A 24,569-nucleotide genomic window follows, 5' to 3' on the forward strand; every position below is an offset into this window, starting at 1 on the left:
TTAATATAAGCCAAACCTTCGAAAAGCGGAAGGGCAGCAACAGCGAGAAATGAAAGCGGTTTTAAACTGCTTCAGGGCGGGGTGATGATCTTGAAATTTTGGCATTTTGGAGTGAAAGCGCTTTTGTTAAGCTTATCTTCAAGGATCGCTTTCGAAAGCCATCATAGAGGAGGTATGCAACATTAACGAGATTGTGCCCGTCAGATCCGCTAAAAAAACAAAGCTTTCCCAGCGGACTTCATTCAAAAAGGAAATTAAGAAAAGCTGGCCTTTGTACGTACTGTGTATTCCCGCATTTGTGTTTGTCTGCATCTTTTCTTATGGCCCGATGGTAGGTTTACTCATGGCATTTCAGGACTACAAACCATGGCTGGGCATCACAGGTTCACGGTGGATCGGGTTAGATAATTTCGAACGAATTTTCCAGTACAAAGAAGCCACACAAGCGATCGTTAATACGTTAATTATTGCCGTTTCTAAAATTATCGTTGGTATTATCGTTCCGATCGTTATGGCTATCCTGCTGAGTGAGATCCGAAATATGGGCATTAAGAAAAGTGTACAGACACTGGTGTATCTGCCGCATTTCTTGTCCTGGGTTACTGTGGCAGGGTTGATGATTGACATTCTCGGATTAGACGGGGGAATCAACCACATCTTAACAAAGGTTTTCGGCAACGATCCCATTTACTTCTTGGGTGATCCTGATCTGTTTCGATTCACGGTTGTGGTCAGCGATGTGTGGAAGAGCTTTGGCTTCGGCATGATTGTTTATCTGGCGACCATTGCGGGAATTAATCCTTCCTATTACGAAGCGGCCGAGATCGATGGTGCCACACGCCGGCAGCAAATTCGATACGTCACTTTGCCTAGCATGTTGCCCATGATCATCGTCATTTCTACATTGAGTCTGGGAAATATTCTGGACGCGGGTTTTGATCAGGTCTTCAATCTGTACAATCCGCTTGTCTACAGTACGGGAGATATCATTGACACCTATGTCTACCGTTCATCCTTGTTAAACGGGCAATATGGATTCGGGACAGCAGTAGGATTGTTCAAATCGGGGATTAGCTTGATCTTGATCGTTGTCTCTTACAGGCTGGCCTATAAGTATGCCAATTACAAAATATTTTAACAAGGAGGGAGAGGGATCATGTACCATAAGACGACAGGTTATAGAGTATTCTCCTATTTTAATTACGCGTTTATGATACTGGCGGGGCTGGCGTGTTTCCTACCACTGCTTCATCTATTGGCGCAATCGCTCAGCAGCAAAGCGGCCATTAGCGGTAATATGGTTTCATTTTGGCCGGTGGGGTTCAACGTGGATGCCTATGTAAAAACGTTCAACAATTCTAATTTCAACGGTGCCATGCTAACATCCATCACTCGAACCGTATTGGGTACAACCATCAGCATGTTTATTCTTACCTGTGCAGGATATGCCCTGTCCAAGGAATTCCGGGGACGTAACGTGCTCATGTGGTTTTTTATCTTTACCATGCTCTTCTCGGGGGGATTGATACCTTCTTACATATTGATCACAGCCCTTGGATTAAAGGATACCATCTGGGCTCTTGTGTTACCGGGCGCTTTCGGTGCCTATAATTTGATTCTTCTCGTCAATTTTTTCAAAACGATTCCAAAAGCCTTGGAAGAAGCAGCTTTCATTGACGGAGCGTCCTTTTTCGTAATTCTCAGCAAAATATATTTACCATTATCTCTGCCTGGCATCGCGACCGTATCCTTGTTCATTATGGTGGGGCACTGGAACTCCTGGTTTGACGGGATATTGTACATGTCGGATGCAAGTAAGTATCCGTTGGCTTCGTTCTTACAGACGGTCGTTGTGCAGAGCAATATGCAAAATATGGCGATGAGCCAGTCTGAGGTGGCAGCCATGTCTGAACAGAGCATCAAGGCAGCGCAAATTTTTGTCAGTACGCTGCCGATCATTTTGGTCTATCCTTTTTTACAAAGATATTTCGTGAAGGGAATTGTACTAGGAGCCGTCAAAGAATAGTTAGGATGACGAAAAATTGGATCGCTATATATGTTCAACTAAACATTTACACGATAACGTAGAGGACAGAAGAGACCTGAAGAAGCGGAGCGTTCGCCTTTATTCCAGAATTTCACCTTTGTAAAAGTGAATCAAAAATTCTGGGAATAACAGCGATCGGAAGGTTGTTCTGTCATCGGAGTGCCAGTGTAAATAGGCAATTAGTTGAACTTATATAGAAAACAAATTGAGTATGAGTGAAGGGGGCATGTTTCCATGAAGAAAAGAACTGATTTATGGAAAATGGTAAGTATGGTTATGCTGTCGGCTGTTCTTATGGCTGGCTGTAGCAAAGGGGAGAGTGCTTCCGAGACCGCACCGGCATCGGTGCTTAAAGACGGAAAATATGATCCACCGTTTACAATCACCATAGCCAAACAACAGGATGAAAATGCTGGAAAGTACATCAACGGTGAGACTTTGAATGACAATGTATTGACCCGCTGGGGCGAACAAAACCTGGGTATCAAAATCCAAACCACCCTGCTGGGAGGTGATGCTTCACAATATAATACCAAGCTGCGGCTGGCACTGACGGGTTCCGAGAAACTACCAGACGTTCTGCCCGTCTATGACACCATGCTGGTCAATGATCTGATTGAGTCGGGGCAGGTCAAGGAGATTACAGAAGACATCTCAGCCTACATGCCTGACCGGATAAAAGAAATATACAAACAATACCCGACCACCTTCAATCCAGTGGTTAGAGAGGGTAAGGTCTACGGGATGGCGATTGCGCCGAATCTGACGGAAGGCGAAGTCATGCTGATCCGCCAGGATTGGTTGGACAGATTGGATTTGAAAGCGCCAACAACGATTGAAGAGTTTGAACAAGTCATCGCGGCGTTCACTAATGAGGACCCAGATGGGAACGGCAAGAAAGACACATACGGCTTTACTTTTTCAGGTAAAGATTCCTACAACACGGGCTGGGTCAGCGATCCAGTCATGATATTCAGCGCATACACAGGCAAACATCTTCCAAGGCAATGGCATAACGACAATGGCAAACTAACCTATGGATCTGTGGCTCCTGGCAACAAAGAGGCACTTGCCAAGTTACGCGATTGGTATGCACAAGGGTACTTGAACAAAGAATTGGCCACCCAAGGGGCCTGGGATGCTCTGTCCGATTTTACGGAGGGGAAAGCTGGTATCATCATTGGTCGTCCTTGGCTGTACGACAGTGTGAAGGACGTAGAGAAAAATGTGGATGGTGCAAAAATTAGTGCTTATCCGACCATTCAAGGTGTGAACGGTGATAAGACCTACCAATCCGCCCAGTTGAACGATGGTGTGTTCATGTTTAACAAGGATTTTCAGAACATGGAAGCCTTCTTCCTGTACTACGATAAAATGTACGACGCAGCGTTCAGCACGGGAGAGTTCAAATACGGCTACGCTCAAGGATACGATTACGATATCGTTAACGACGAAGTCACTTTTGATCCAACGAAATTTAATACGCCATTAGAGGCTGTGCAGGGCGTTGGGAAAATGGCATTTACCAAAAATACGCCGAGTGTTGATGGTCCCGGCCAATCCTACTACGATCTGGCGAATGGAGTTAAAGCCGACACGGGTGTCCTCATTCAGAGCGCCTCGAAGGATCAAACGACGCAGGACGGATATCAAATTTCGTATGAAAACAGAGATGTTTTACTGCCAAATGAGTTTAACGGTCCACCAACGCCAACGATGCAAAATGTGTGGGAACAGTTGACCACCATGGAACAGGAGACGTTCACCAAAATCATATATGGCAATGAGCCGCTTGAAGCATTTGATACCTTTGTGAAACAGTGGCATGAAAAAGGCGGAGACACCGTGATCGAAGAAGTTAACGAATGGTACAACCAAGCCAGTGAGACGGATGTAATGACACTGATGAATTTGAAATAAAGTCTAGTTTCACCTGAACCAGCCTTCCGGCAACAGGAAGGTTGGTCCTCTAAAAAAAGGAGATGATGAGACATGATCAAAGGTAAATCGTGGATGGCTATCGTCATTGCATTGATGTTGTTAACAGTGCATTTAACGTCCTCAGCTCAAACCGTTCACGCTGCTGCTGGTGAAGAGACCAAGATCGCCGCAACACTGTTTGTCCTGAAGAATGAATCCGAAGTATCCAATGCCAAAATTCATTGGGCACCTGTCCAGGGAGCGACTGCATACGAGTTATACAGATCAGAGAACAATGCGCCTTATACGTTATTACAGACCTTAACAGGTACAACGACGGATGATTATGAACTCAATATAGGTAACACATACAAGTATCAAGTGAAGGCATATGGCGGAACTTCCTTGTTAACCTCCGCTGCCTCGCCAGAATATACCCCTTACAGCCTTCCAGAGGACCTCACAACTTTTGATAACACAACGCAATCAACGCTTATGCTCCCGAATGAACTTAAAGTTGGAGACACCTACTACAGATTCAATTTCGTGCAAAAGTCATCAGGCGGTTTTGGCGAAATGATTCAACAGACGTCAACAGATGATTTCACCTACGGTAACGACAAAGTGGTCCTTTCCTACACAGATCATCCCGATCTGGCGAATTCTAAATTTGAAGGCATCAACATCCTCTACCATGCACCCACGAACAAGTTTGTTTTTTGGGCTCACTATGAAAACAGTACAGACTACACACTTGCGAGGGTATCGGTGGCTTCGGCCACGCCTGGAGAAGACTTTACATTTCACAAAAGCTTTCGACCGGAAGGGAACCAATCCCGGGATATCTCCATTTTCAAAGATGACGATGATTCGGCGTATCTGATCTCTACGGCCAATAATAATTCGGACACCATCTTATATAAGTTAACCTCCGATTGGCTGGATGTGGATCATCAAGTTTCTGTTATTTATCAAAATCAACACAGGGAACTGCCCAAGATGATCAAAAAAGATGGCATTTATTATTTGTTCTCTTCCCAGGCGGCAGGTTGGTATCCGAGTATCCCTCTGTATTCATCAGCAACAAGCATAGACGGAGATTGGTCTGAATTACGGACGATTGGCAACACGTCAACCTTCTCGGCGCAGTCGGGTTCCGTCATGCGGGTGAAGCCAGATACGGGCAACAACGTGGTTATGGTTGCGTATCGCTGGATGTTCGGCTGGGCAGGTACGCAAAATGGAACAACAGAGGAACGACTGCTTCCCGTTTGGTTCTCTGATGGTTACGCATTTTATGATTATTTTGATCAAGTCCTTTATAACACAAGCGATGATGCTGTCGTTCCCGTTCAAAATGGAAAACTGCTGTCACAAGGTAAACCAGCAACAGCCCAAACGGCTACTGGAACAAATCCGGCAAGTAATGCTAATGATGGCAACTATCAAACCGAATGGGTCGGTACAGGCAGTTCTTGGCCACATTGGTGGAAGGTCGATCTCGGCTCTGTTGAACAGTTGAATAATGTGCAAATCTCCTGGTGGATGCAAAAAGGCTCCGAAGGTTATTACAAATACAAAATCGAGACCAGTACGGATAATGTAAACTGGACCGTGGCATTGGATCGAACCAATAATACATCTTACGGTTTCACATCAGATACGCTATCGAGCACTGCTGCCAGGTATGTACGAATTAATATGCAAAATGCGGCACTTCATAACAATCCCAACAATTGGTACACGCCAAGACTATGGGAAGTGAAGGTATTTGGATCGGACACCAATTAACGATATGTTCCTAAAAGAAGAGAGGTAACGGTGTGAATAATCAATTAACCAATGGTGGCATCTGGAATGATTCAAGCGGTCAGCCGATCCATGCCCATGGTGGACATATGTTATTCCAAGACGACTATTATTACTGGTATGGCGAAGATCGTAGAGAGGATATATATGTGAGTTGTTACCGTTCCAAAGATCTATTCAAATGGGAGTTTCGAAACCATATCTTGACGACCTCTACACCAGCTGCACCCATTCGAGTTCGGACAAATCTGGCATTAGTGAACGATAAAGGTGGAAAAGTAAATCTCGAACGGCCTAAAGTGCTTTTCAACGCGGTGACCAAAAAGTTTGTACTCTGGGCTCACTATGAGAATGGTAACCATTACAACGATGCCGCATGCGCCATTGCCACATCGGATTCTCCGGATAGTCATTTCGTGTATCATGGCAGCTTTAATCCGTACGGGTATATGTCGCGTGACTGCACGCTCTTTCAGGACGATGACGGGACAGCGTATTTTATTTCAGCTGCCAGAGACAATGCGGACCTGCACATCTATCGTCTGCAGGAGGATTACCTTAATGTCGAAAGTCTTATCGGAAAGCTGTGGCAGGGGGAATATCGGGAGGCGCCAGCCGTCTTCAAACGGAAAGGGAAGTATTATATGGTGACCTCATTTTGCACGGGTTGGGCTCCCAATCAAGGGAAATACGCGATGGCTAATACGATGGATGGTCCATGGGGGATGCTCAGCGATTTTGGCGATGAAACGACGTATCAAACGCAACCAGCGTTCGTGCTGAAGCGATCAGAGGAGGAGTACCTGTACTTTTCGGATCGTTGGAACGGATCGGATTATTTTCAATCCAGCTATGTGGTACTACCCATTGAATTCAATGGGGACATTCCGATTCTGAATGATTATTCCACGTTATCTTTGCGAGAGGACGCACATCTGATTCATTTTGAACGCATAATTTGAACGATAAAACGACTGATGAGAAAAGACTTTGTTCCTACAGCGAATGCAGGTTCAAAGTCTTTTTGAATGAATTTTATAATTTCAAATCCAACGAATAGCGATCGCGAAGTACTGAACAATGGTGGAGCTCATGTCCAGCCATAACAAATGCAATCGATCGAGCTGAAGCAGGATTATCACTGACGATCCCTCTACAGAGCCATGCTTCCGGGGTGAGGCGACGGAGCATAAGAATGGTTGAGCGACGTGTGACAGCATATTCTTCATTCAAATCAGCTACGGTATACGCATTGAAGGGATGGCTCTGCATAAGCACGTCCTGATCGTAGCCGGGATGATTCGCTTGGTCACCTCTGGCGATGCGAAGCAATCGGCTGCTCATAATTCGTTCGTTATCCAAAAGGTGGCCGATGACCTCTTTCACGCTCCATTTGTCTTCGGCGTACCGATAATTTGCTTGCTCCTCTGTCAATGAAGAGAGCAAAGTTGGTATGATGTTGGCTTGCAGCTCTAAGCGTTCGATGATGTTACCTTCAGGAACAAGCTGGATATAGCCTTCATAAAAAGCTGCATATTCATCTGTAGTTGGTCTTTCAACCATGGTAATGCCTCCTTTGTGATCATAGATCTGGAATATATTGTAGCATAAATCTTACTTCCAGCATTGAAATTGGCCCTTCCGCTTGATAGGTGGAAGGGCTACTTCATGTAAATGGAGCAGTCTTATAGCGTTTGGTTATACCACTTCTAATCCGTACGTCGTATCCTTTTATTTTGGACAAACTTCTCTAAAACCTCAAAATCCTCAGTCACTTTTTTGAACGGCAACGTGTCCAGCACCTGTTCCCGATAATTCTTTTTAGCCGCTGCGCTGAGACGGGAGTCAAGTATGCTGAGTATGCCAAGGTCCGTTTCACTGCGGATCAAGCGTCCAGTTCCTTGCCGTAATCGAAGAAGCATGTCCGGTACAAACACCTCCATGAACGGATTCTCTGTTACAGATGCCTTATATTCATAAACAGGATCCGATGGAACAGGGAAGGGCAGCCGGAAAATAATGACCTGTGACAGGTCAGACCCCTCGATATTCACACCTTCCCAGAATACACCAGTACCCAGGAGGACACCTTTGCTTTTCCTGAAATCAGCGATGACACTGTCCTGTGATGATCCCTCTTTTTGAACATGGAGTGCCCATGTGTATTCATTAGCCTTTGAGATCAACTTTTTGTGAATGTATTTCATGTCCTCTTTTGCTGAAAAAAGAACGATTGTTCTTCCCTGAGTTAGATTACAGAGTTGAACCACTTCGTTGTACGCTGCTTCAAGATAGTTTTCGCGCTGATCGTGGTGGTAATAGGGAACTTTGTTCGAAATATACATCATGGCATGGTTGGTGTAGTCAAAAGGGGAGGGGTGGCGCTCTAAGAAACCTCCCTTATAACCAAGGGAGTGCGTCATATAAGAATATTGTTCCTCCAGCGTATCCCCGCCTTGGCACAGCGTTGCTGATGTTAGGATTACAGGTACCTTGCCATTAAATAAAGCGTATTTCAGAAATTGGCTTATATCTTTGGGACAGATGCTGATCGTGGCTACTCCCAGGGGACTGCTTGCCCATAAGAGATAGTTGTCCTCAATTTCAGATAAGACACGAATGAGGGTGATAAGACCGTTGATGGCTTCAAAAGCGTCATCGATCTCCCGCTCGTGACGGGAGGTCAAAATGGAAAGGCGCAGACTGAGATCTTTTAAATCGTTTAAGACTTGGTTTAACGGTATTCCTTTGATTTCCGACACTTTGATTCGGTCGTTATCCTGCTTGGCATGGTGGAGCAAATCCGCATTTACCTGTTTGAAGATGCGCTCAGCGCAGTTTTTGATGGACTTGGATTGTGAGAAGAGACTTTTATCCCCGGACTGCTTCGTGAGAAGCTGCACCGTGGTATCCAGAATGCGGGAAATTCCCCGATAAGTGAACTCAAGTGTTCTGGCATCCCGAACTTTTGCTTCCAGATTATGCGCTTCATCAATGACGATCAGAGCAGGCTGTTCCTAGATGATGCTCTTGGTTCCTTCTTTTTTCTTCATCAAATCCCGTATGAGCAAGTCTTGGTTCACGATAATAAAATCAATCTCGTGAGCTTTTGCATTCAATTTCGCTCTCATGTCGTAAAACAAACATGCAGTTTTATGATGACAACGTTCAAATTTGCAATCATTCACGGAAACGTGGGACCATTCAGCATCACTAACCCCAGCTTTAATATCGGCTCTTTCATCGATTTCATAATCTAATATGCGCTGCGCAAGGGTAGACACGGAGGAGTTTGCATCATCAAGATTGATCCATTCCGCTGCTCTACTTCGGCAGGCATACTGACCCATGCCTTTTCCCACGACGGAGCGAACCGTTGAGAATCCCAATCGACTACCAATAATCCTTAAATCTTTATGTATCTGTTCCGAGAGCTGAATGGAGGATGTCGCTATAATGACTGGTTTCTGAGACATTTGATTCGTGAGCAGACTTGGGATCAGGTACGCAAAAGACTTACCGATTCCGACACCAGCTTCAATCATGGCATTATGCCCATGGATATAAGCATCGGCGATATCGAGAGACATTTCTTGCTGTCCGATCCGCTCTCTAAGGCCAATTCGGGGGAACCGGTCATATATTCGGAAGATGGCGTTAACCAAAGAACGTTCGATTTCCTTGTCCGGTTCCTGCTTATTTATTTTATAAAGTTCATTTAACCAATTCATAACGATCGCCCCTCTTCCGAATGATGATCTTCTTGTACTACATTTTGGAGACGATTTACCTCACAATGCAGTTGTAACGGCATTTTTTAATCTGGATACGCCTTCCTGTAATTGTTCATCTGACAAATGTGCAAAAGACAAATAGATACCATACTTCGTACCAACAGACGTTGAACTGCTGACTTCTGAGTATACCACACCTTGTGACCGAGCTGATTCCCTAAAGGCCTCATAAGTGGTCCCATTACCTCGCCACCAGCCAAACACGTGGAGACCCGCTTCATTCTCCACCCAATCAAACCATGTAGAGAGCTGCTTGTTCAAAAGTTTGAGTAACAGATGGAATTTCCGACTGTATAATCGATTCATTCTGCGCAGATGACGTTCATATTGACCACTTGTCATGAATGCAGCTAATGCCCGTTGTTCGATCAGGTTGACGGGTCTTGGCTCGTATAATGCCTGTGCCTTTCTAAAGGTATCTGCTAAGGTAGGGGGAAGAACCACATAACCAAGTCGTACTTCTAAAGGCAAGGTTTTGGTAAAGCTACCCAGGTAGATTACACGTCCTGCTTTATCGAGTGTTTTCAGTGGTTCAACATGCATTCCGCGATATCGGAATTCACTATCATAATCATCCTCAACAATCATGGCATCATTTCGCTGTGCCCAGTCCAGCAAGGTTTGTCTGCGTTCCAGACTGAGCATTTCACCAGTAGGAAATTGTCGTGACGGCGTGACAAACATCATACGTGCTTCCCAGTCCTGGGGCACAACGCCCTGACCATCGAGATTAGCTTCAATCAACTTTGCACCCGCAGCCAATATGGCTTTAGAAATCCCGACATAACAAGGACTCTCTGTCACTACATAATCCCCAGGATCTGCAAGTAATTGAGTGAGTAGAGCTATAGCTTGCATGGAGCCTGCAGTTACTGCAATATGATCGGGATCAACTTGAATGCCCCGCATCCTCCGAAGATAGGCAGCAATGGCTTCTCTCAATTTTGGATCCCCGGTTGAACTAACCATGGCAGAAGTTGTTTTCAGGTGATGCTCACGCTGCCTTATCTCTGCATACAATCGATTATTCCATTCATCGTAAGGAAACTTGGAGAAATCAGGTTGATATTTGCTAAAGTCGATCACTTCGTCGTTATTCATTCTGGAATCATGTGTATGAGCATTGGCTGGTGCATTTCTTTGAATCGACTGCTGTTCAAACTGCTGAATACGATTTCCCCAGGCTGATAAGTGATGGGTACAAGCTTTCTCGGTGGACGCATCATTGCTTAAGTCCAATTGATAAGCAACAAAGGTTCCTCTTCCATGCTCTGAATGAATGTAACCTTGAGCAGTCAACGTATCATAGACTTGATTCACGGTTCCTCTGGAAATGTGATACGTCGCGGCTAACTCTCGAGTAGAGGGTAACTTCTCGCCATGTATAAGATTACCTTCATGAATTGCATCACGAATGGCATGATAGAGAGCCTTCATCTTCGTATATTTTCGGTTCAAATATGAACTGTAAGCTACATGAAATTGCATAGGACCTCCAGAGTTATCATTGAAGTGGTACAATAAAAACCAAAAATATTGGATCTTTTTATATGACCATTCTCATTCTATACTAAATCATAGATTAGAGCGATGCCTTTATTGAAAACCACCAAAAGTTACTTAGGAGGACTACAATCATGCAAACAGGTACAGATCGTGTAAAAAGAGGAATGGCTGAGATGCAAAAAGGTGGCGTCATCATGGACGTTATGAATGCAGAGCAAGCTAAAATTGCTGAGGCGGCAGGGGCAACAGCTGTTATGGCTCTTGAACGGGTACCTTCCGATATTCGCGCTGCTGGCGGTGTAGCTCGTATGGCAGATCCAACCATCGTTGAAGAGGTTATGAAGGTTGTATCTATCCCAGTTATGGCCAAAGCACGTATCGGTCATTACATAGAAGCCAAAGTGCTTGAATCCCTAGGTGTGGACTATCTCGATGAAAGTGAAGTTCTTACGCCTGCAGACGAAGTGTTCCATATCGATAAACATGAGTTTACTGTACCATTTGTATGTGGAGCCAAAGATTTGGGAGAAGCTCTTCGCCGTATTGGTGAGGGTGCATCGATGATTCGTACAAAAGGTGAGCCTGGAACGGGCAACATTGTTGAGGCAGTTCGTCATATGCGTCTAATTAACAGCCAGCTCCGCAAAGTGCAAAATATGTCCAAAGACGAGCTGTACGCTGAAGCCAAAAATCTGGGTGTAGCTTATGAGTTGCTGCGCGAAGTTCATGAAAATGGAAAACTTCCTGTCGTTAACTTTGCAGCAGGCGGTGTAGCTACTCCGGCGGACGCAGCATTAATGATGCACCTGGGAGCAGACGGTGTGTTTGTAGGATCAGGTATTTTCAAATCCGATAGCCCTGAGAAATTCGCTCGTGCAATCGTTGAAGCTACAACACATTACACCGATTACAAACTGATTGCTGAAGTATCCAAAAACTTGGGCGCCCCGATGAAAGGGATCGAAATTTCTAAATTGGCTCCAGAAGATCGCATGTCCAACCGCGGTTGGTAAGAGCAGATAGAACAACTGGAGAATAAATAGTATCAAACAAAGCCGATCAATGGATACAAATTGATCGGCTTTTTTGGTTATTCTTGACGAAAGTAAAAGCAAAGACGGAGAGGAGAATGTCCATTTTCTTATCAATTGAGAATGATTATGATTATCATTTACGAGATTCGACATTTGCTGTATACTGAAAATAACTATTTTACATAATGCATAAATAAAAAATTAAGGATTCAAAAGGGAGAGAATTAAATGTCTACACGCTTTAAAAAAGGAATGTTATTTTGTTTTATTGCTGCACTTGTTGTTGTACTTGCAGCCTGCTCCAATAGTAGTGATGGTAGCGATCAGGCAAACAATAACTCGCAGCAAGCAGCGAAAAATGTTGCAACAGATGAGAAGAAATCGGATGCAGACGCTTCAGGTGCTGCTCAAACAACGTATCCATTAACCGTTTCAAACTATACAACAGAGAACGGCACATGGGTGAAGAAGGATCAAACGTTTGACAAGGTACCTGAACGAGTAGTTGCCAATACCCAGGGTGCAGCCGAGCTGATGATTCGCCTTGGTTTGACTGACAAAATTGTTGGAGTGGCTGCGTTGTTTGGTAGTGTACCTGAAGATATTGCTGACGAGTTTAAACAAATTCCTGTGCTTGCTGAAGGCTATGTAGGCAAGGAAGTGACCATAGGCGCTTCGCCTGATCTGGTTGTAGGGCGTGGTGGATTGTTTGAGGATGCGGACTGGGGTGTTGGTACAGTAAGCAGCTTGAATGATATGGGGATCAAAACATATGTACAAAGCACCAGTGTTCCTGATGCATCGTTAGATAGTCTGTATCAGGATATTACTGAATTAGGTGAGATATTCAACGTACAAGCCAATGCAGCGGCATATATTGAGACGCTTAAAGCACGCGAGAATGCCTTGTCGGCCCGAGCTAGCGCTGAGACGATCAATTATGCATCATTTTCGGATAATGGTGATGGAACCATTGGAATTTACAACGGAAATGGTGATACGTTTATTGAAAGTGCAATGTCATTAATCAATATGCATAATATGCTGATTAATGAAACTGGCACACTCAGTCTGGAGAAGTTAATCGAGATTAATCCAGATGCAATGATTATTTCGAGGTATGCAGGTGGTATTGATCCTGAGCAGACGATTGAAAAGCTGCTTGCCAACAAACAGGTACAAAACATTAACGCAGTTAAAAACAAAAAAATCTACATTATTGATTTCAACAACTTCTGGGGTTACGGGGATTCCATCTTCACAGGTGTTGAAGGACTCGCTGATGATCTCGGGTTGTAATGAAACCAAGGACAAAAACATAGTACCATTAAAAGTCGCTATTTTAGCGGCTTTTTTTGTTATCAGGGACCAAATTCCTGTCTAAAGCTGTTCCCGGTCAGCCTGAATGATAGCGAGAATGGAGTGAACACTCTATTTTAATACGATTTGACTTGTGAATGTATTATCGTTATAGTGTGAATCAGTTCACACTATAAATTAAGGAGTAATCTATGCCAAAAAATACTTTCTTTCGTTTAGACGAAGCAAGGCGCGAGGAAATATCGAGTAGCGCTATGCATCTTTTTGTTGATAATCTTTACGAGGATATAACTATGAAGATGGTTTTGGATAGTTTGTCCATGCACCCCGGAACATTTTATCGGTATTTTGAAGACAAAGATGACCTTTATTGTCACTTAATACGTAATGTGACCCAGAAAAGAGCTGCATACTTCAGTAACAGTAATGAAGATTCCCTTTACAGCTATTTCCTTACTGGCTTATTTGGTAACGTTAATGGCATGGTGACCGAGCCACTGAATGAGTTGGAAATCAAACTGACTAAAACATTTTCATATATTCCTGAGGACATTTTGCTGAAAGTATATGTGAATGTGTTAAAGGGCGAGTCATTCCCCATGATCAAGGACATTTTACGCCGAATGAGGGTTGATGGATATCTCCGACCGGATGTTGACGACGACCTGATTTCTTTTATGTTTGAGTCAATGCAGCTTAATTTAATCTTGTTTTTTAGGGAATTCGATATTAAGGACTCTAATCTGCAACATAAGATCAGCAAGTACTTTGCTGAATTTATGGGTCATGGGCTGCTTGAAGATCATAAATATTCTGAAATGGTTAGCGATCTTAAGGGGGAAATAAAATGAAAACCTATGACGTATTTCCAGAACCAATTGGCGGCTATACTGTCGGTCGAACCCAGATGGATTTTGAGTACACGGCATCAGATTACTCCAAAAGAGAACTGACCGCTTTTGTGTACTATCCGTCTGACAGTAGCGAAGGTAAGACTACATCAACGTACATGTTTCCTGAAGTCTACGAGATGTTTAATGAGCAGCCACTTGTCACCGCGTTGAAGGATGTTTTCTCTATAGATATCAAGACCCAGTGTTACGACGACCTTGCTCTTTCCGGGAAGGAAAAGCGCTATCCAGTGTTATTCTATGTTTGCGGCGGGGGCGGATCTCCAGAATGGGGTACAGTGCTTTGTACAGACTTGGCAAGCATGGGGTATGTTGTGGTAAGCATCGGCCATCAGAATAGCACGATGTATAAACGTAAAGATGGGCGCCTGTTTAATGTATCCAAGGATTTTTCGGATGTCATTACAGCGTTTGGTGAAGATCCGGAGATGCTGGCGTTGGCTGGTAAGATGGAGATGCGTCCTGACGATGAAACTGCCATTGAGATGTGCCGTAACGTGCTTGCACTACCGATACTTTCCAAGATAACAGAGTATAGTGAATCACAGGCAGAAGATGTAAGGTATGTAGCCGATTATCTTTACAAACTGGACTCTGGAGAGCTGAATTCCATCTTTAAGGGCAGATTGTTGCTTGACATCGGCATGGGTATAGTCGGACATTCCTATGGAGGGCCTACGACGGCGATGGTTTGCCGGGATGACGACCGGTTCGCCTGCGGGATTGGCTTGGATAGCGGTGCGTTTGGACTTCTTGACAGCGATCTTAAGAAACCCTTCTTGTTCCTGTTTTGTGAACCTAACTATAATATGAATGCGGTTATTGGCGCTAACAATAGCATGGAAACCTATTATTTCTCAGTTGATCGTGTTGCACATTTAGATTACTGTGACATCGTGTTTACCAGTGTTAATGAGGAACACAGAGGCGAACGGGATGTTATGGAGATGCGAAATATTGTTACAGACTATGCGAAGAACTTTTTTGATCATTACATACTGCAGAAGGCAGCAAGTGTGGAAAGTCTGGCATACGATGGTGTGGAATTGATCAGGAAGACTAGCAACAAGTGACATAACCGAGAGACTACTGATTAATATATGTCAATTAATTCATATCAATGAGCTAGCCGTACAGACGCAGAGCCGATAACCCCTATTACGCGGTTATCGGCTCTCTGATATTACAAATTAACTTCCTGGTTCAAATAATTGACGCTTATTCGGCCTTAGTCCCGCCAGTGTTTACTTGCTTCCAGGCTCCATCAACATGATATGACATTCCTTTTCGGCGGAAGGCTTGATCTCGACTCCTTTAGGCACAATATACATCTCGCCCTTGGAAATCTTCACTTGCCCATCACGAAAATCAATTATCATTTCCCCTTCGAGCACAAAAAATAACTTGTCAGTCTCCTCATGAACATGCCACTCAAAATCTCCAGCAATCTTAACGATCTTAAATTGATAGTCATTCATTTCACCAATGAGTTTCGGAGACCAAAGATCGTTTAATTTCGAAAATTCCTCATTTAATTGAATAGCTTGATAGTGCATCGTCATTCCTCCTGTGTATTAATCCTATATGTTCAGTATACTGATCTAAGCTTTTGTATAACATGGATGCCTATTGAAATCAGGATGGATTATTGATGAACTTCAGACGATACTCCGTAGGTGAAATACCGCATTGTTTCTTAAACACTCTGCTAAAATAAAAGGGGTCAGTAATGCCAACGGTCTCGGCAATCTGTTGTACAGACGCATCACCTGCCAATAACATTTGCTGTGCCATGTTTATACGATATTTCAATACATATTCTGCTGGACCCATACCTGCATGTCTTCTAAACACGTAGGAAAGTCGATTTCGATTAACGTTATTTTGTTCTGCAAGCGATGCGACAGTCAGACTTTGATCATAGTATTCATGGATATAGGTAGAGACCCGTTCAAATAAAACATCTGATTCACAACTATTTTGCCTATGATCAACACATATTAAAGTCTCATTCAGTACATCGCGAAATAGCATCTCGGTCTGAAACTTTGAAATACCTCCATGCTGGTTATACACATGCCAAAGACGCGTGATTAATTCGATCAGACGTGGAGACTGACCCGTTGATAATTCAAAATGCTGATTGGAAAAGCTTGTCTCTTCGAGGTCCGAACTACATATCCGGTATAAAACGAGGATATATTCCCAGTCCGTTCTATGAAACACGGTTTGATCCAGTTTCATTTTCGCGCCCCCATGTACAACTTTTCCTGGTGAAAAGATATAGGGTGTACCATCAAATTGAAATTGTATTTTTCCTGTAAGAGGAAATACAAATCCAGGAAAAGAATCGGTATAGTCAGCCTGGGGAACCCCTGGATTTCTAGCATATCGATATACTCCTTCGACTTGAAAAGGAATGTGTGCAAAATGCGCTGCTAACTGATTAACGTCTACTTTCACATTACGTACCTCATTTCAAAAGTGTCTGCCGGTCATTCTAAGATAAATCGTTGTGTACCTTACACCAACATTATTGATAACGATTATCACTGTCAATATATATAATGAAAAAGAAAGCTCTTTTTTACATATGGGCAATAGAATCCATCTTGTGTTAACATGTGCACTAACTAATCCAATTGTTTGCTTGAGAAGGGGAACCCATGTCAATTCGAATAAAAATGCTGCTGTCCTTCACGGGCATGCTCGTTATAAGTCTACTGTTCATCCTGCTTACGGCAAGTCTGTATACGATTGCGGCTACAGGGGATCTACAGAGTTTCCGTGATATATACAAGGTACATTATCAGATCAACCCCCTGACTGAACAGGGAGAATCGATCTTTCAAGAGATGAAGTTTCTGGCCAAAAATGACCCTGATGACCTGCAGAACAAGGTTTTGCTGCGTGAATATGATATGAAGCTTCGAGCTGAGAAGTCAGGGCTCTACATCAGACGAGAGAATAGTCAGATCTTCGAATCGCTGACCTTCAACCAGCCAGAACTGAAGCAAGCACTGCCTGCCTATGATCTTAACAATTATCAGATTCGGAGCACCTTCAATATTGGTGAGCGATTTTACGCGTATGCAAAATTTGATTTTCAATATTCAGATGGGGAACGGGGGAGTATCTTTGTCATTCGTGAGAGAAGCCCCTTTGCGGAGCTTACTCGCAAGTTGCTGCCTGTGATGTCATTCCTGCTTATTGGCGTCCTCATCATTGCAAATCTGCTCTTGTTCCGCTGGATCACGCGCAGCTTCATTAAACCCTTGAATCAACTACGAAGTTCAGCCGAACATATCAAGGATGGTAATCTATCCTTTAAACTTCAGCTAAACTCTAATGACGAGGTTGGTCAACTCAGCGAAGCGTTTGAGAGCATGCGGAATCAATTACAGCTCTCCTATGCGTTACGTCAGCAGGACGAAGTGAACCGCAAAGAGCTTATCTCCAACATTTCGCATGATCTCCGTACGCCGATTACTAATATCAAAGGGTATATTGAGGGTATTCGTGACGGCGTGGCTAATACTCCGGAGAAAATGGAGAGTTATGTTAATATCATTCACTCCAAAGCAGTTAGCATGGATAAGCTGGTGGATGAACTGTTTTTGTATTCCAAGCTCGACTTGAACCAAGAACCTTTCCTGTTCAAGACAGTTGATCTCGCTGATTTCCTTGAAGATAGCATCGAAGAGCTGAGATATGATCTGGAGGATAAAGGTGTTGCCCTGGATTGGAATAACCAGCTGTCTGGTCCCGCTATGGCTGCTGTGGATCCGGAGAAGTTAAAACGTACCGTTGTTAATGTGGTGGATAATGCACTCAAATACATGGAGAATGAACATAAACGATTCGAGATTACACTTCAAGCTGATGAGAACTGGATTACGATGGCGTTTAAAGATAATGGCAGGGGAATACCTGAAGAGGCACTGCCTTATATATTTGAACGCTTCTATCGTGCAGAACAATCTCGGAATTCCTCAACGGGCGGAAGTGGGCTCGGGTTAGCAATTGCCCGCCAAATCATTGATGGACATGGGGGCTTTATCTGGGCAGAAAGCCAGCCCAATGATGGCACGAGTATATATATCAAGCTGAAACGGCTGAATGAAGAGAGGAACTAATGAGTAATGGCAAACATTTTGATCATTGAAGACGAAACAACGATTGCGGAACTGGAACGGGATTATTTTGAGCTCAACGGATTTTCCGTGGATCTCTGCCATACTGGAGATGAAGGTCTGAAGCAGGCACTGGAGGGGGACTATAATCTGATCATTGTTGATCTGATGCTTCCGGGACTGGACGGATTCGAATGTTGCAGGCGCATTCGTGAGGTAAAAGAGGTGCCCATCCTTGTCGTTTCCGCGAAAAAGGAAGAAATCGATAAGATCCGGACATTTAATCTGGGAGTGGATGATTTTATTACAAAACCGTTTAGCCCAAGTGAGTTGGTTGCACGAGCAAAGGCTCATTTGACCCGATACGAGAGACTACTTGGCAAAAACAAACCAGCTGAGCAGGATGAAATCCACATTCGCGGGCTTCACATTGACAAAGGATCACGCCGCGTTTTTGTTAATGGAGAAGAGGTGGCGATTACAACCAAGGAATTCGAGTTACTTGTATTTCTTGCGAGTCATCCCAACCGTGTATTCAGCAAATCAGAACTGTTCGAGCGGATCTGGGGCATGGATTCCACCGGAGACATTGCAACGGTTACCGTCCATATTCGCAAACTGCGGGGGAAGCTGGAGACAGACCCCAAAAATCCGGAGTATATTGAAACCGTCTGGGGTGCAGGCTACCGGTTTACTGCATAAGTTTCGTGAAAATTTAGAGCCAGTTTATATTTTGTTAATAACTTTAGCCTTGGGAGTTTCTTTTTGTCCTCTATTCTATAGATACAGGCAACTACAACCTATAGAGGAGGAATTCAACCATGAATTCTACAACCCGCAAAATCGCTACATTTCTAACCATAACTGCATTAGGTACAGCAGTGTTCCCGTTAACTGCGAATCAAGTACATGCAGCTACATACGTTACTAACATTGCAGCAACAGCCACACAGCTTAATCAACAACAGATTGAAGCTGCTATCAAGGATCTCAATAGCTTGGGGATCATGAACGGGTATGCAGATCAATCTATGGGTGAACATCGAGCAATTACCCGTGCGGAGTTAGCTTCATTGGTTTTCAAAACGTTTAATTTGGAGAGCAAGACGGGAGAAACCGTAGAATTGACGGATGTGAATCCGAATGCATGGTATGCGCCATATGCGTCAAAGCTTGTTGAACTTGGCATCATGCAGGCTAACGATGGACAATTCAATCCGCAAACTCAAGTGTCGGATGCTGAACTCGAACAGGTCGTATCCAAAGCGATGCAACGTGATGTAAAGTCCGTTCACCATTGGATGAGCGAGTTCTACTCCGAGAACGGTACAGCAACGCGCGGCGAAACAGCAGTGCTGTTGCAAACTGCACACCAAGCTATTCCTTCGGAGCAAGCTCAAATCAAGAGCGTTAGATCACTGAATGCCATTACGTTAATTGTAACTTTTGACAAGCCGCTGACAGCAGCGAATGAAGCTTTTGCCAAGGCACAAACGGACTTTGCGTTTAGTGGCGGGTTGACGTTAACCAATATGCCCCGTTTGAAAACAGGGTCAATCGCGACTTACATCGTTCCAACGTCCGTACAAGATGCTAGTGAAGTGTACAACCTGACTTACAAAGGCCAAGACGCTGGTTCCTTTGAAGGCAGTGGTACGAAAATAAACATGACAACGGCTAGTCAAGTAACGAATGATACATTCGAGATTGAAGCATTGCAAGTGAACAGTGTCGTGGATTATGGTTACATCATTTCGGCTTACAGCGGTGGTCGAGGAGCTAATGCATTCGTGCTGAATGATCAAGAGCAAGCAGGAGGCAAAACGGTTCAGATCATCTCTTCCATGCAGGCAAGACAAGTTGTAATTACGCCAGAAGGTGGCGAGCCTATCGTTGCCAGATATGTTCCGTTCACGCAATCCACAGACGGTAAACAAGAACCGAAGTTCCGTTTGCCTGAGGGACAAACGCTGAAATCAGGTGTCACATATACGGTTTCTTCGGATTGGGCCAACATCGAAAATGCTTCATTTACGGCGAAATCGTTTGATCCACTAGCGGTTGCAAGTGCTCAAGCAGTGAGCGAAACCTCCATTGAAGTTACACTTGACCAGGACCCTGGGGATGAACTGTTCTCTGGTCGAAGTGTAACGTTAACTTCACCTAGCGGGGATGTTCTGACGGCCACTTATAAATATTCAAGTCGAAAAGGTGCGACGGGTGTATTCGACCTAACAAATGATGGAAAGTTGACTCCGGCTACTACGTATACAATAAACCCAGTTGGGGATTGGAGTATCGCTTCTTCGGTCACCTTGACACTGGAGTAAAGGAGGCAGTATGAGTAAAACGCTGATTATCGTTGTCCTGATAAGCAGTATGTTGATCGTTCAAGGTTGCGTGCCTGAAATGAGAAACAACTCCAACGTGGAGGAAAAGGCCATGACTTCAGCAGATGAACAGCTGTTCAAGGCAGTAGAGGACAGCGATACTGAACGCATCGAACAAATGATTCAAGCAGGTGCCAATATCAATGCTCAAGATCAGAGTGGACGAACCGCTACAATGATTGCAACTTACAATAATGATCTAACATCGGCTAAAGTGTTAATTGAAGCGGGGGCAGATGTGAATATACAGGACGATATGAAAAATACCCCGTTTCTGTATGCTGGCGCTGAAGGATACTTGGATATTTTGAAGCTGACAATCGAGGCGGGAGCGGACCCAGCGATAACGAATCGATATGGAGGGACAGCACTTATTCCAGCTTCGGAGCATGGATATGTGGATGTAGTGCAAGAACTACTGACTCATACTTCGGTGGATGTGGACCATGTGAATCAATTGGGATGGACAGCACTACTCGAAGCGATCATTCTTAACGATGGCAATGCTCGGCAGCAGGAGACGATACAATTACTCATTGACCACGGAGCAGACGTAAACATATCGGACCGTGATGGGGTGTCACCACTCAGTCATGCGAAGAATAATGGCTTCAAAGAAATTGAAGACATTTTGGTACGAGCTGGTGCGAAATAGAACCCTTTTAGGGTGAATAAAGAAACAAACATGTTGAGATATATGTAAAAATGGTTTTCATGGAGCGCCTGATTCCTTCTATGCTGAAGGGCAGGCGCTTCATTCAATCCATCTTACGTGTATGAAACTGGCATAGTCTTAACATAACATGATTAGATTCAAGAACGAAGATCTTAAAAATTGAATATCTCTGCTTTAAAGTTTGCTATAGTTTACCACCATGCTTCCGGATAAAATGGAAATACCAACCATGTAAGCGCTATCTATTATTGCGCTGATTATACATGTTGGAATCATTCATGGAGGTGTATGATGAAGAGGAAGTCTTGGTATACTTTGGCGGTAACTGGTGTCATCTCTTTGTTTTTTTCGGTAAGCGCTTTCGCGGGTTATGTGTTCTGGGAACCTCTAACCTATTTTAACGCAAGTACGTGGCAAAAAGCGGATGGGTATTCCAATGGGAACATGTTTAACTGTACGTGGAGGGCTAACAATGTTAATTTTACAAGTGACGGCAAGCTTAAGCTTGGTTTGACCAGCTCTGCACAGAACAAGTTTGATTGCGGAGAGTATCGTACCACGAATACGTATGGGTACGGCTTGTATGAAGTCAGTATGAAACCTGCCAAGAACACAGGTGTAGTTTCCTCATTTTTCACATACACAGGTCCTGCACATGGCACCCAATGGGATGAGATTGATATCGAATTTTTAGGAAAAGACACAACCAAAGTTCAGTTTAATTATTATACCAATGGGGTTGGTAATCATGAGAAGATTATCAATCTAGGGTTTGATGCATCCCAGGGCTTCCATACTTACGCATTTGACTGGCAGCCGGGACATATCAAATGGTATGTTGATGGTGTATTGAAACACACGGCAACCAGCAATATTCCTAAAACACCCGGAAAAATCATGATGAACCTGTGGAATGGAACAGGAGTAGATAGCTGGCTCGGTCCTTATAATGGGGCTAATCCGCTCTATGCAGAGTACGATTGGGTCAAATATACGAGTAATTAAGCAGACTGAAGCAGCCGTTAGCGGCTGCTTTTTTCTATATTCTGGCATTGTATTTATTCAATATATGTATTCAATATCCAATATCCTAAATTAATGCAATAAATGTTGCAATATTAGTATGGGCATAAATATCAAAAATTCATTATGATTAACTTGTAAGCAACATTACATAGACTGGGGGAACGAAGTTGGACACAAGTAAAAAGAGACGAGTAGGCAGTTTGGTCATGATCGGTGTATTGGCCCTATCTGCAGCCTTGAGTGGGTGTAGTAACGGGAACGAAAAGAAAACTGAATCAAGTACACCAGCGACAACGTTGGAGCTCAAAAATGGGAAGTATGATCCACCAGTATCCATTACGTATTTACGACCATGGGGTCCAGACGTGAAGTTTAAGTCAGGCGAGGATCAGGATAACAACGTCCATACAAAATGGGCCAAGGAGAAACTCGGGATTGAGTTGAAAAACCAGTGGATATCTCCATCCACCAATAATGCATTTGAGACGAAACTGCGCCTGTCACTGGCTTCCAATGCAGACATGCCGGACATTATTTCGTATCGCGGCGAATTCAATCTGGTGCGTGAATTGATTGAGTCCGGAAAATTTGTCGATGCGGGCGAGTTGTTTGACAAATATGCCAGCGACACATGGAAAGCAGCCGTAAACGAAGATCCTTCCGTATGGTATCCATACATGCAAGATGGCAAAAAGATCGGTATTCCGATTTTGGACTATTCCTATAATGGTGATCCTGTCATGTGGATCCGTGAAGACTGGATGAAGAAATTCAATCTGGAAGCACCTAAAACTATAGATGATCTTGAAGTCATTATGGAAACGTTTACGAATCAAGATCCGGATGGCAATGGGAAGCAGGACACTTACGGACTCACCATTGGCTTCAAGAACTGGCTGAACACATGGATGTCTGAAGCTGGGTGGGTATTTGGCGCTTATGGTACAATGCCAAACCAATGGAATCTGACGGCGGACGGAAAACTTGAATACGGTTCCGTTACACCTGGTGCGAAACAGGCTTTGGCCAAATTACAGAGCTGGATGAGCAAAGGGTATATCCCGGAAGAAGCCGGCGTGTATGACGAGACAAAAGCAGCTGAAGAATTTACTGCCGGAAAAGCAGGTATTGTGGTGGGTCCACACTGGATGCCATCCTGGCCGCTGGAGGATGTGAAGAAAAACAATCCTGAGGCTGAATACAAAGCGTATCCAATTCCTTCCGGTCCAAACGGTCAAGCAGGAAGACATGGTACGTCAAACGGAAATGGCGTAGTTCTAATTAACAAAGACATGAAAAATCCGGAAGCCTTTTTCACCTATCAGAACTATCTCTTTGATCACTATGCAAATCCTAAAGAGGGCGATGAGTTTGAGCATGGATTTGCGGAAGGATACGATTGGGTTATGGTAGATGGGAAACCATCTACCGATGCAAGTCTTACGGGTGGTTATGCTCCCGAGAAGTACACGTTGACTTTTGATGGAGCGAGAATACCAAATCTAAGCATGACAACACTTGCCAAGCTGGCAAGCGGTGAAGAAGCAACTACACCGTTTGAGAAGAAAATCAAATCAGGTGTACCAGTACCTATGCTTGATGCAGCCAAGATTGTTTTGGATCAAAAAGATATCGTGTTCAATCAAATGTTTACCGGTGCACCTTCAATGACGATGCAGATGAACAATGACATTTTGACAAAGATGGAGAAGGATACCTTCTCTCAAATTGTATATGGCAAAACCTCTGTGGACGCGTTCGACTCATTTGTTGAGAAGTGGAAGTCTTCAGGCGGAGATCAGATTACGAAAGAAGTTAACGAGTGGTATGATTCCGTGAAAAGCGGAAAATAGGATGACGCAGGGCTGGCTGAATTGAATCATCGCGGCCACATAAGCACCAAAAAGGCATTGCAGGAGAAGATCTCCGGCAATGCCTTTTTGTATTTGATATGGAGAAGGGGAAACCGGAGAGATTACTAGAACGTCAAGTCTGGTCTGTGT

General features: G+C 43.9%; 20 protein-coding genes and 1 pseudogene. 15 read left to right on the forward strand and 6 right to left on the reverse strand.

Going from position 1 to position 24,569, the window contains the following annotated elements; genetic code table 11:
* Window positions 1–253: 253 nt before the first annotated feature.
* The 5 genes from V6668_RS15580 (at window position 254) to V6668_RS15600 (ending at window position 6,738) form a co-directional block, all read left to right on the forward strand.
* Entirely contained in the window at window positions 254–1,138 is an 885-nt protein-coding gene (locus tag V6668_RS15580; RefSeq protein WP_338708955.1) for an ABC transporter permease, read from the forward strand.
* Between the two features lie 18 nt (window positions 1,139–1,156).
* Entirely contained in the window at window positions 1,157–2,026 is an 870-nt protein-coding gene (locus tag V6668_RS15585; protein ID WP_017688372.1) for a carbohydrate ABC transporter permease, read from the forward strand.
* 255 nt (window positions 2,027–2,281) lie between these two features.
* Window positions 2,282–3,967, forward strand: a complete 1,686-nt coding sequence (locus V6668_RS15590) for a hypothetical protein (protein WP_338706032.1) — start codon at window positions 2,282–2,284, stop codon at window positions 3,965–3,967.
* A gap of 72 nt (window positions 3,968–4,039) precedes the next feature.
* On the forward strand, window positions 4,040–5,758 hold the full coding sequence (locus tag V6668_RS15595) for a discoidin domain-containing protein (RefSeq protein WP_338706033.1): 1,719 nt from the start codon (window positions 4,040–4,042) through the stop codon (window positions 5,756–5,758).
* A 32-nt stretch (window positions 5,759–5,790) separates the two neighbouring features.
* Entirely contained in the window at window positions 5,791–6,738 is a 948-nt protein-coding gene (locus V6668_RS15600) for a family 43 glycosylhydrolase (protein WP_338706034.1), read from the forward strand.
* Window positions 6,739–6,811: 73 nt separating this feature from the next.
* Here V6668_RS15600 and V6668_RS15605 read toward each other — a convergent pair whose 3' ends face one another.
* The 4 genes from V6668_RS15605 to V6668_RS15620 form a co-directional block, all read right to left on the reverse strand.
* Window positions 6,812–7,339 (reverse strand): DinB family protein, encoded by a 528-nt coding sequence (locus tag V6668_RS15605; RefSeq protein ID WP_338706035.1) that lies wholly within the window; start codon window positions 7,337–7,339, stop codon window positions 6,812–6,814.
* 146 nt (window positions 7,340–7,485) lie between these two features.
* Window positions 7,486–8,679 carry an ATP-dependent DNA helicase gene (locus V6668_RS15610; RefSeq protein WP_338706036.1) on the reverse strand — a complete coding sequence of 398 codons (1,194 nt, stop codon included), beginning with the start codon at window positions 8,677–8,679 and terminating at the stop codon, window positions 7,486–7,488.
* Window positions 8,680–8,793: 114 nt separating this feature from the next.
* A complete protein-coding gene (locus tag V6668_RS15615) occupies window positions 8,794–9,507 on the reverse strand; it encodes a DEAD/DEAH box helicase (protein ID WP_338706037.1) in 714 nt (237 codons plus the stop codon).
* Between the two features lie 60 nt (window positions 9,508–9,567).
* On the reverse strand, window positions 9,568–11,058 hold the full coding sequence (locus tag V6668_RS15620; RefSeq protein ID WP_338706038.1) for a PLP-dependent aminotransferase family protein: 1,491 nt from the start codon (window positions 11,056–11,058) through the stop codon (window positions 9,568–9,570).
* Between the two features lie 146 nt (window positions 11,059–11,204).
* Between V6668_RS15620 and pdxS the strand changes: the two genes are divergently transcribed.
* The 4 genes from pdxS to V6668_RS15640 all read left to right on the forward strand — a co-directional run bounded on the left by pdxS (window position 11,205) and on the right by V6668_RS15640 (window position 15,414).
* Entirely contained in the window at window positions 11,205–12,089 is an 885-nt protein-coding gene (gene pdxS / locus V6668_RS15625; protein WP_200868523.1) for a pyridoxal 5'-phosphate synthase lyase subunit PdxS, read from the forward strand.
* Between the two features lie 249 nt (window positions 12,090–12,338).
* Window positions 12,339–13,409, forward strand: coding sequence for an ABC transporter substrate-binding protein (locus V6668_RS15630; protein ID WP_338706039.1), 1,071 nt, complete (start codon window positions 12,339–12,341; stop codon window positions 13,407–13,409).
* Between the two features lie 212 nt (window positions 13,410–13,621).
* The gene (locus V6668_RS15635; protein ID WP_338706041.1) at window positions 13,622–14,281 is read left to right on the forward strand and encodes a TetR/AcrR family transcriptional regulator; all 660 of its coding nucleotides are present in this window, start codon (window positions 13,622–13,624) and stop codon (window positions 14,279–14,281) included.
* The gene (locus V6668_RS15640; protein WP_338706042.1) at window positions 14,278–15,414 is read left to right on the forward strand and encodes a choline esterase; all 1,137 of its coding nucleotides are present in this window, start codon (window positions 14,278–14,280) and stop codon (window positions 15,412–15,414) included. The genes V6668_RS15635 and V6668_RS15640 overlap by 4 nt, the downstream gene beginning before the upstream one ends.
* Before the next feature lie 145 nt (window positions 15,415–15,559).
* Here V6668_RS15640 and V6668_RS15645 read toward each other — a convergent pair.
* Both V6668_RS15645 and V6668_RS15650 read right to left on the reverse strand, forming a co-directional pair.
* A pseudogene (locus tag V6668_RS15645) lies at window positions 15,560–15,897 on the reverse strand (cupin domain-containing protein).
* A gap of 79 nt (window positions 15,898–15,976) precedes the next feature.
* Window positions 15,977–16,804, reverse strand: coding sequence for an AraC family transcriptional regulator (locus V6668_RS15650; protein WP_338706043.1), 828 nt, complete (start codon window positions 16,802–16,804; stop codon window positions 15,977–15,979).
* 203 nt (window positions 16,805–17,007) lie between these two features.
* On the opposite strand from V6668_RS15650, the gene V6668_RS15655 reads away from it, so the two are divergent.
* The 6 genes from V6668_RS15655 to V6668_RS15680 all read left to right on the forward strand — a co-directional run bounded on the left by V6668_RS15655 (window position 17,008) and on the right by V6668_RS15680 (window position 24,419).
* Window positions 17,008–18,477, forward strand: a complete 1,470-nt coding sequence (locus V6668_RS15655) for a HAMP domain-containing sensor histidine kinase (protein ID WP_338706044.1) — start codon at window positions 17,008–17,010, stop codon at window positions 18,475–18,477.
* A 6-nt stretch (window positions 18,478–18,483) separates the two neighbouring features.
* Entirely contained in the window at window positions 18,484–19,176 is a 693-nt protein-coding gene (locus tag V6668_RS15660) for a response regulator transcription factor (protein ID WP_338706045.1), read from the forward strand.
* Window positions 19,177–19,295: 119 nt separating this feature from the next.
* On the forward strand, window positions 19,296–20,804 hold the full coding sequence (locus V6668_RS15665) for an S-layer homology domain-containing protein (RefSeq protein ID WP_338706046.1): 1,509 nt from the start codon (window positions 19,296–19,298) through the stop codon (window positions 20,802–20,804).
* 10 nt (window positions 20,805–20,814) lie between these two features.
* Window positions 20,815–21,519 (forward strand): ankyrin repeat domain-containing protein, encoded by a 705-nt coding sequence (locus tag V6668_RS15670; RefSeq protein ID WP_338706047.1) that lies wholly within the window; start codon window positions 20,815–20,817, stop codon window positions 21,517–21,519.
* A 312-nt stretch (window positions 21,520–21,831) separates the two neighbouring features.
* Complete coding sequence (bglS, locus tag V6668_RS15675) at window positions 21,832–22,545, forward strand: beta-glucanase (RefSeq protein WP_036615630.1); 714 nt, start codon at window positions 21,832–21,834, stop codon at window positions 22,543–22,545.
* A 188-nt stretch (window positions 22,546–22,733) separates the two neighbouring features.
* Window positions 22,734–24,419, forward strand: coding sequence for an extracellular solute-binding protein (locus V6668_RS15680; protein WP_338706048.1), 1,686 nt, complete (start codon window positions 22,734–22,736; stop codon window positions 24,417–24,419).
* The last annotated feature ends 150 nt before the right edge of the window (window positions 24,420–24,569 follow it).

The sequence above is a fragment of the Paenibacillus amylolyticus genome (assembly GCF_036894225.1).
GTDB lineage: Bacteria > Bacillota > Bacilli > Paenibacillales > Paenibacillaceae > Paenibacillus > Paenibacillus amylolyticus.

Bases quoted from the DNA above. Each gene is read 5' to 3' on its own strand.
- V6668_RS15585 (WP_017688372.1), top strand. From the start codon at position 1,157: ATGTACCATAAGACGACAGGTTATAGAGTATTCTCCTATTTTAATTAC.
- V6668_RS15590 (WP_338706032.1), top strand. From the start codon at position 2,282: ATGAAGAAAAGAACTGATTTATGGAAAATGGTAAGTATGGTTATGCTG.
- V6668_RS15595 (WP_338706033.1), top strand. From the start codon at position 4,040: ATGATCAAAGGTAAATCGTGGATGGCTATCGTCATTGCATTGATGTTG.
- V6668_RS15605 (WP_338706035.1), bottom strand. From the start codon at position 7,339: ATGGTTGAAAGACCAACTACAGATGAATATGCAGCTTTTTATGAAGGC.
- V6668_RS15615 (WP_338706037.1), bottom strand. From the start codon at position 9,507: ATGAATTGGTTAAATGAACTTTATAAAATAAATAAGCAGGAACCGGAC.
- V6668_RS15620 (WP_338706038.1), bottom strand. From the start codon at position 11,058: ATGCAATTTCATGTAGCTTACAGTTCATATTTGAACCGAAAATATACG.
- V6668_RS15630 (WP_338706039.1), top strand. From the start codon at position 12,339: ATGTCTACACGCTTTAAAAAAGGAATGTTATTTTGTTTTATTGCTGCA.
- V6668_RS15635 (WP_338706041.1), top strand. From the start codon at position 13,622: ATGCCAAAAAATACTTTCTTTCGTTTAGACGAAGCAAGGCGCGAGGAA.
- V6668_RS15640 (WP_338706042.1), top strand. From the start codon at position 14,278: ATGAAAACCTATGACGTATTTCCAGAACCAATTGGCGGCTATACTGTC.
- V6668_RS15655 (WP_338706044.1), top strand. From the start codon at position 17,008: ATGTCAATTCGAATAAAAATGCTGCTGTCCTTCACGGGCATGCTCGTT.
- V6668_RS15660 (WP_338706045.1), top strand. From the start codon at position 18,484: ATGGCAAACATTTTGATCATTGAAGACGAAACAACGATTGCGGAACTG.
- V6668_RS15665 (WP_338706046.1), top strand. From the start codon at position 19,296: ATGAATTCTACAACCCGCAAAATCGCTACATTTCTAACCATAACTGCA.
- V6668_RS15670 (WP_338706047.1), top strand. From the start codon at position 20,815: ATGAGTAAAACGCTGATTATCGTTGTCCTGATAAGCAGTATGTTGATC.
- bglS (WP_036615630.1), top strand. From the start codon at position 21,832: ATGAAGAGGAAGTCTTGGTATACTTTGGCGGTAACTGGTGTCATCTCT.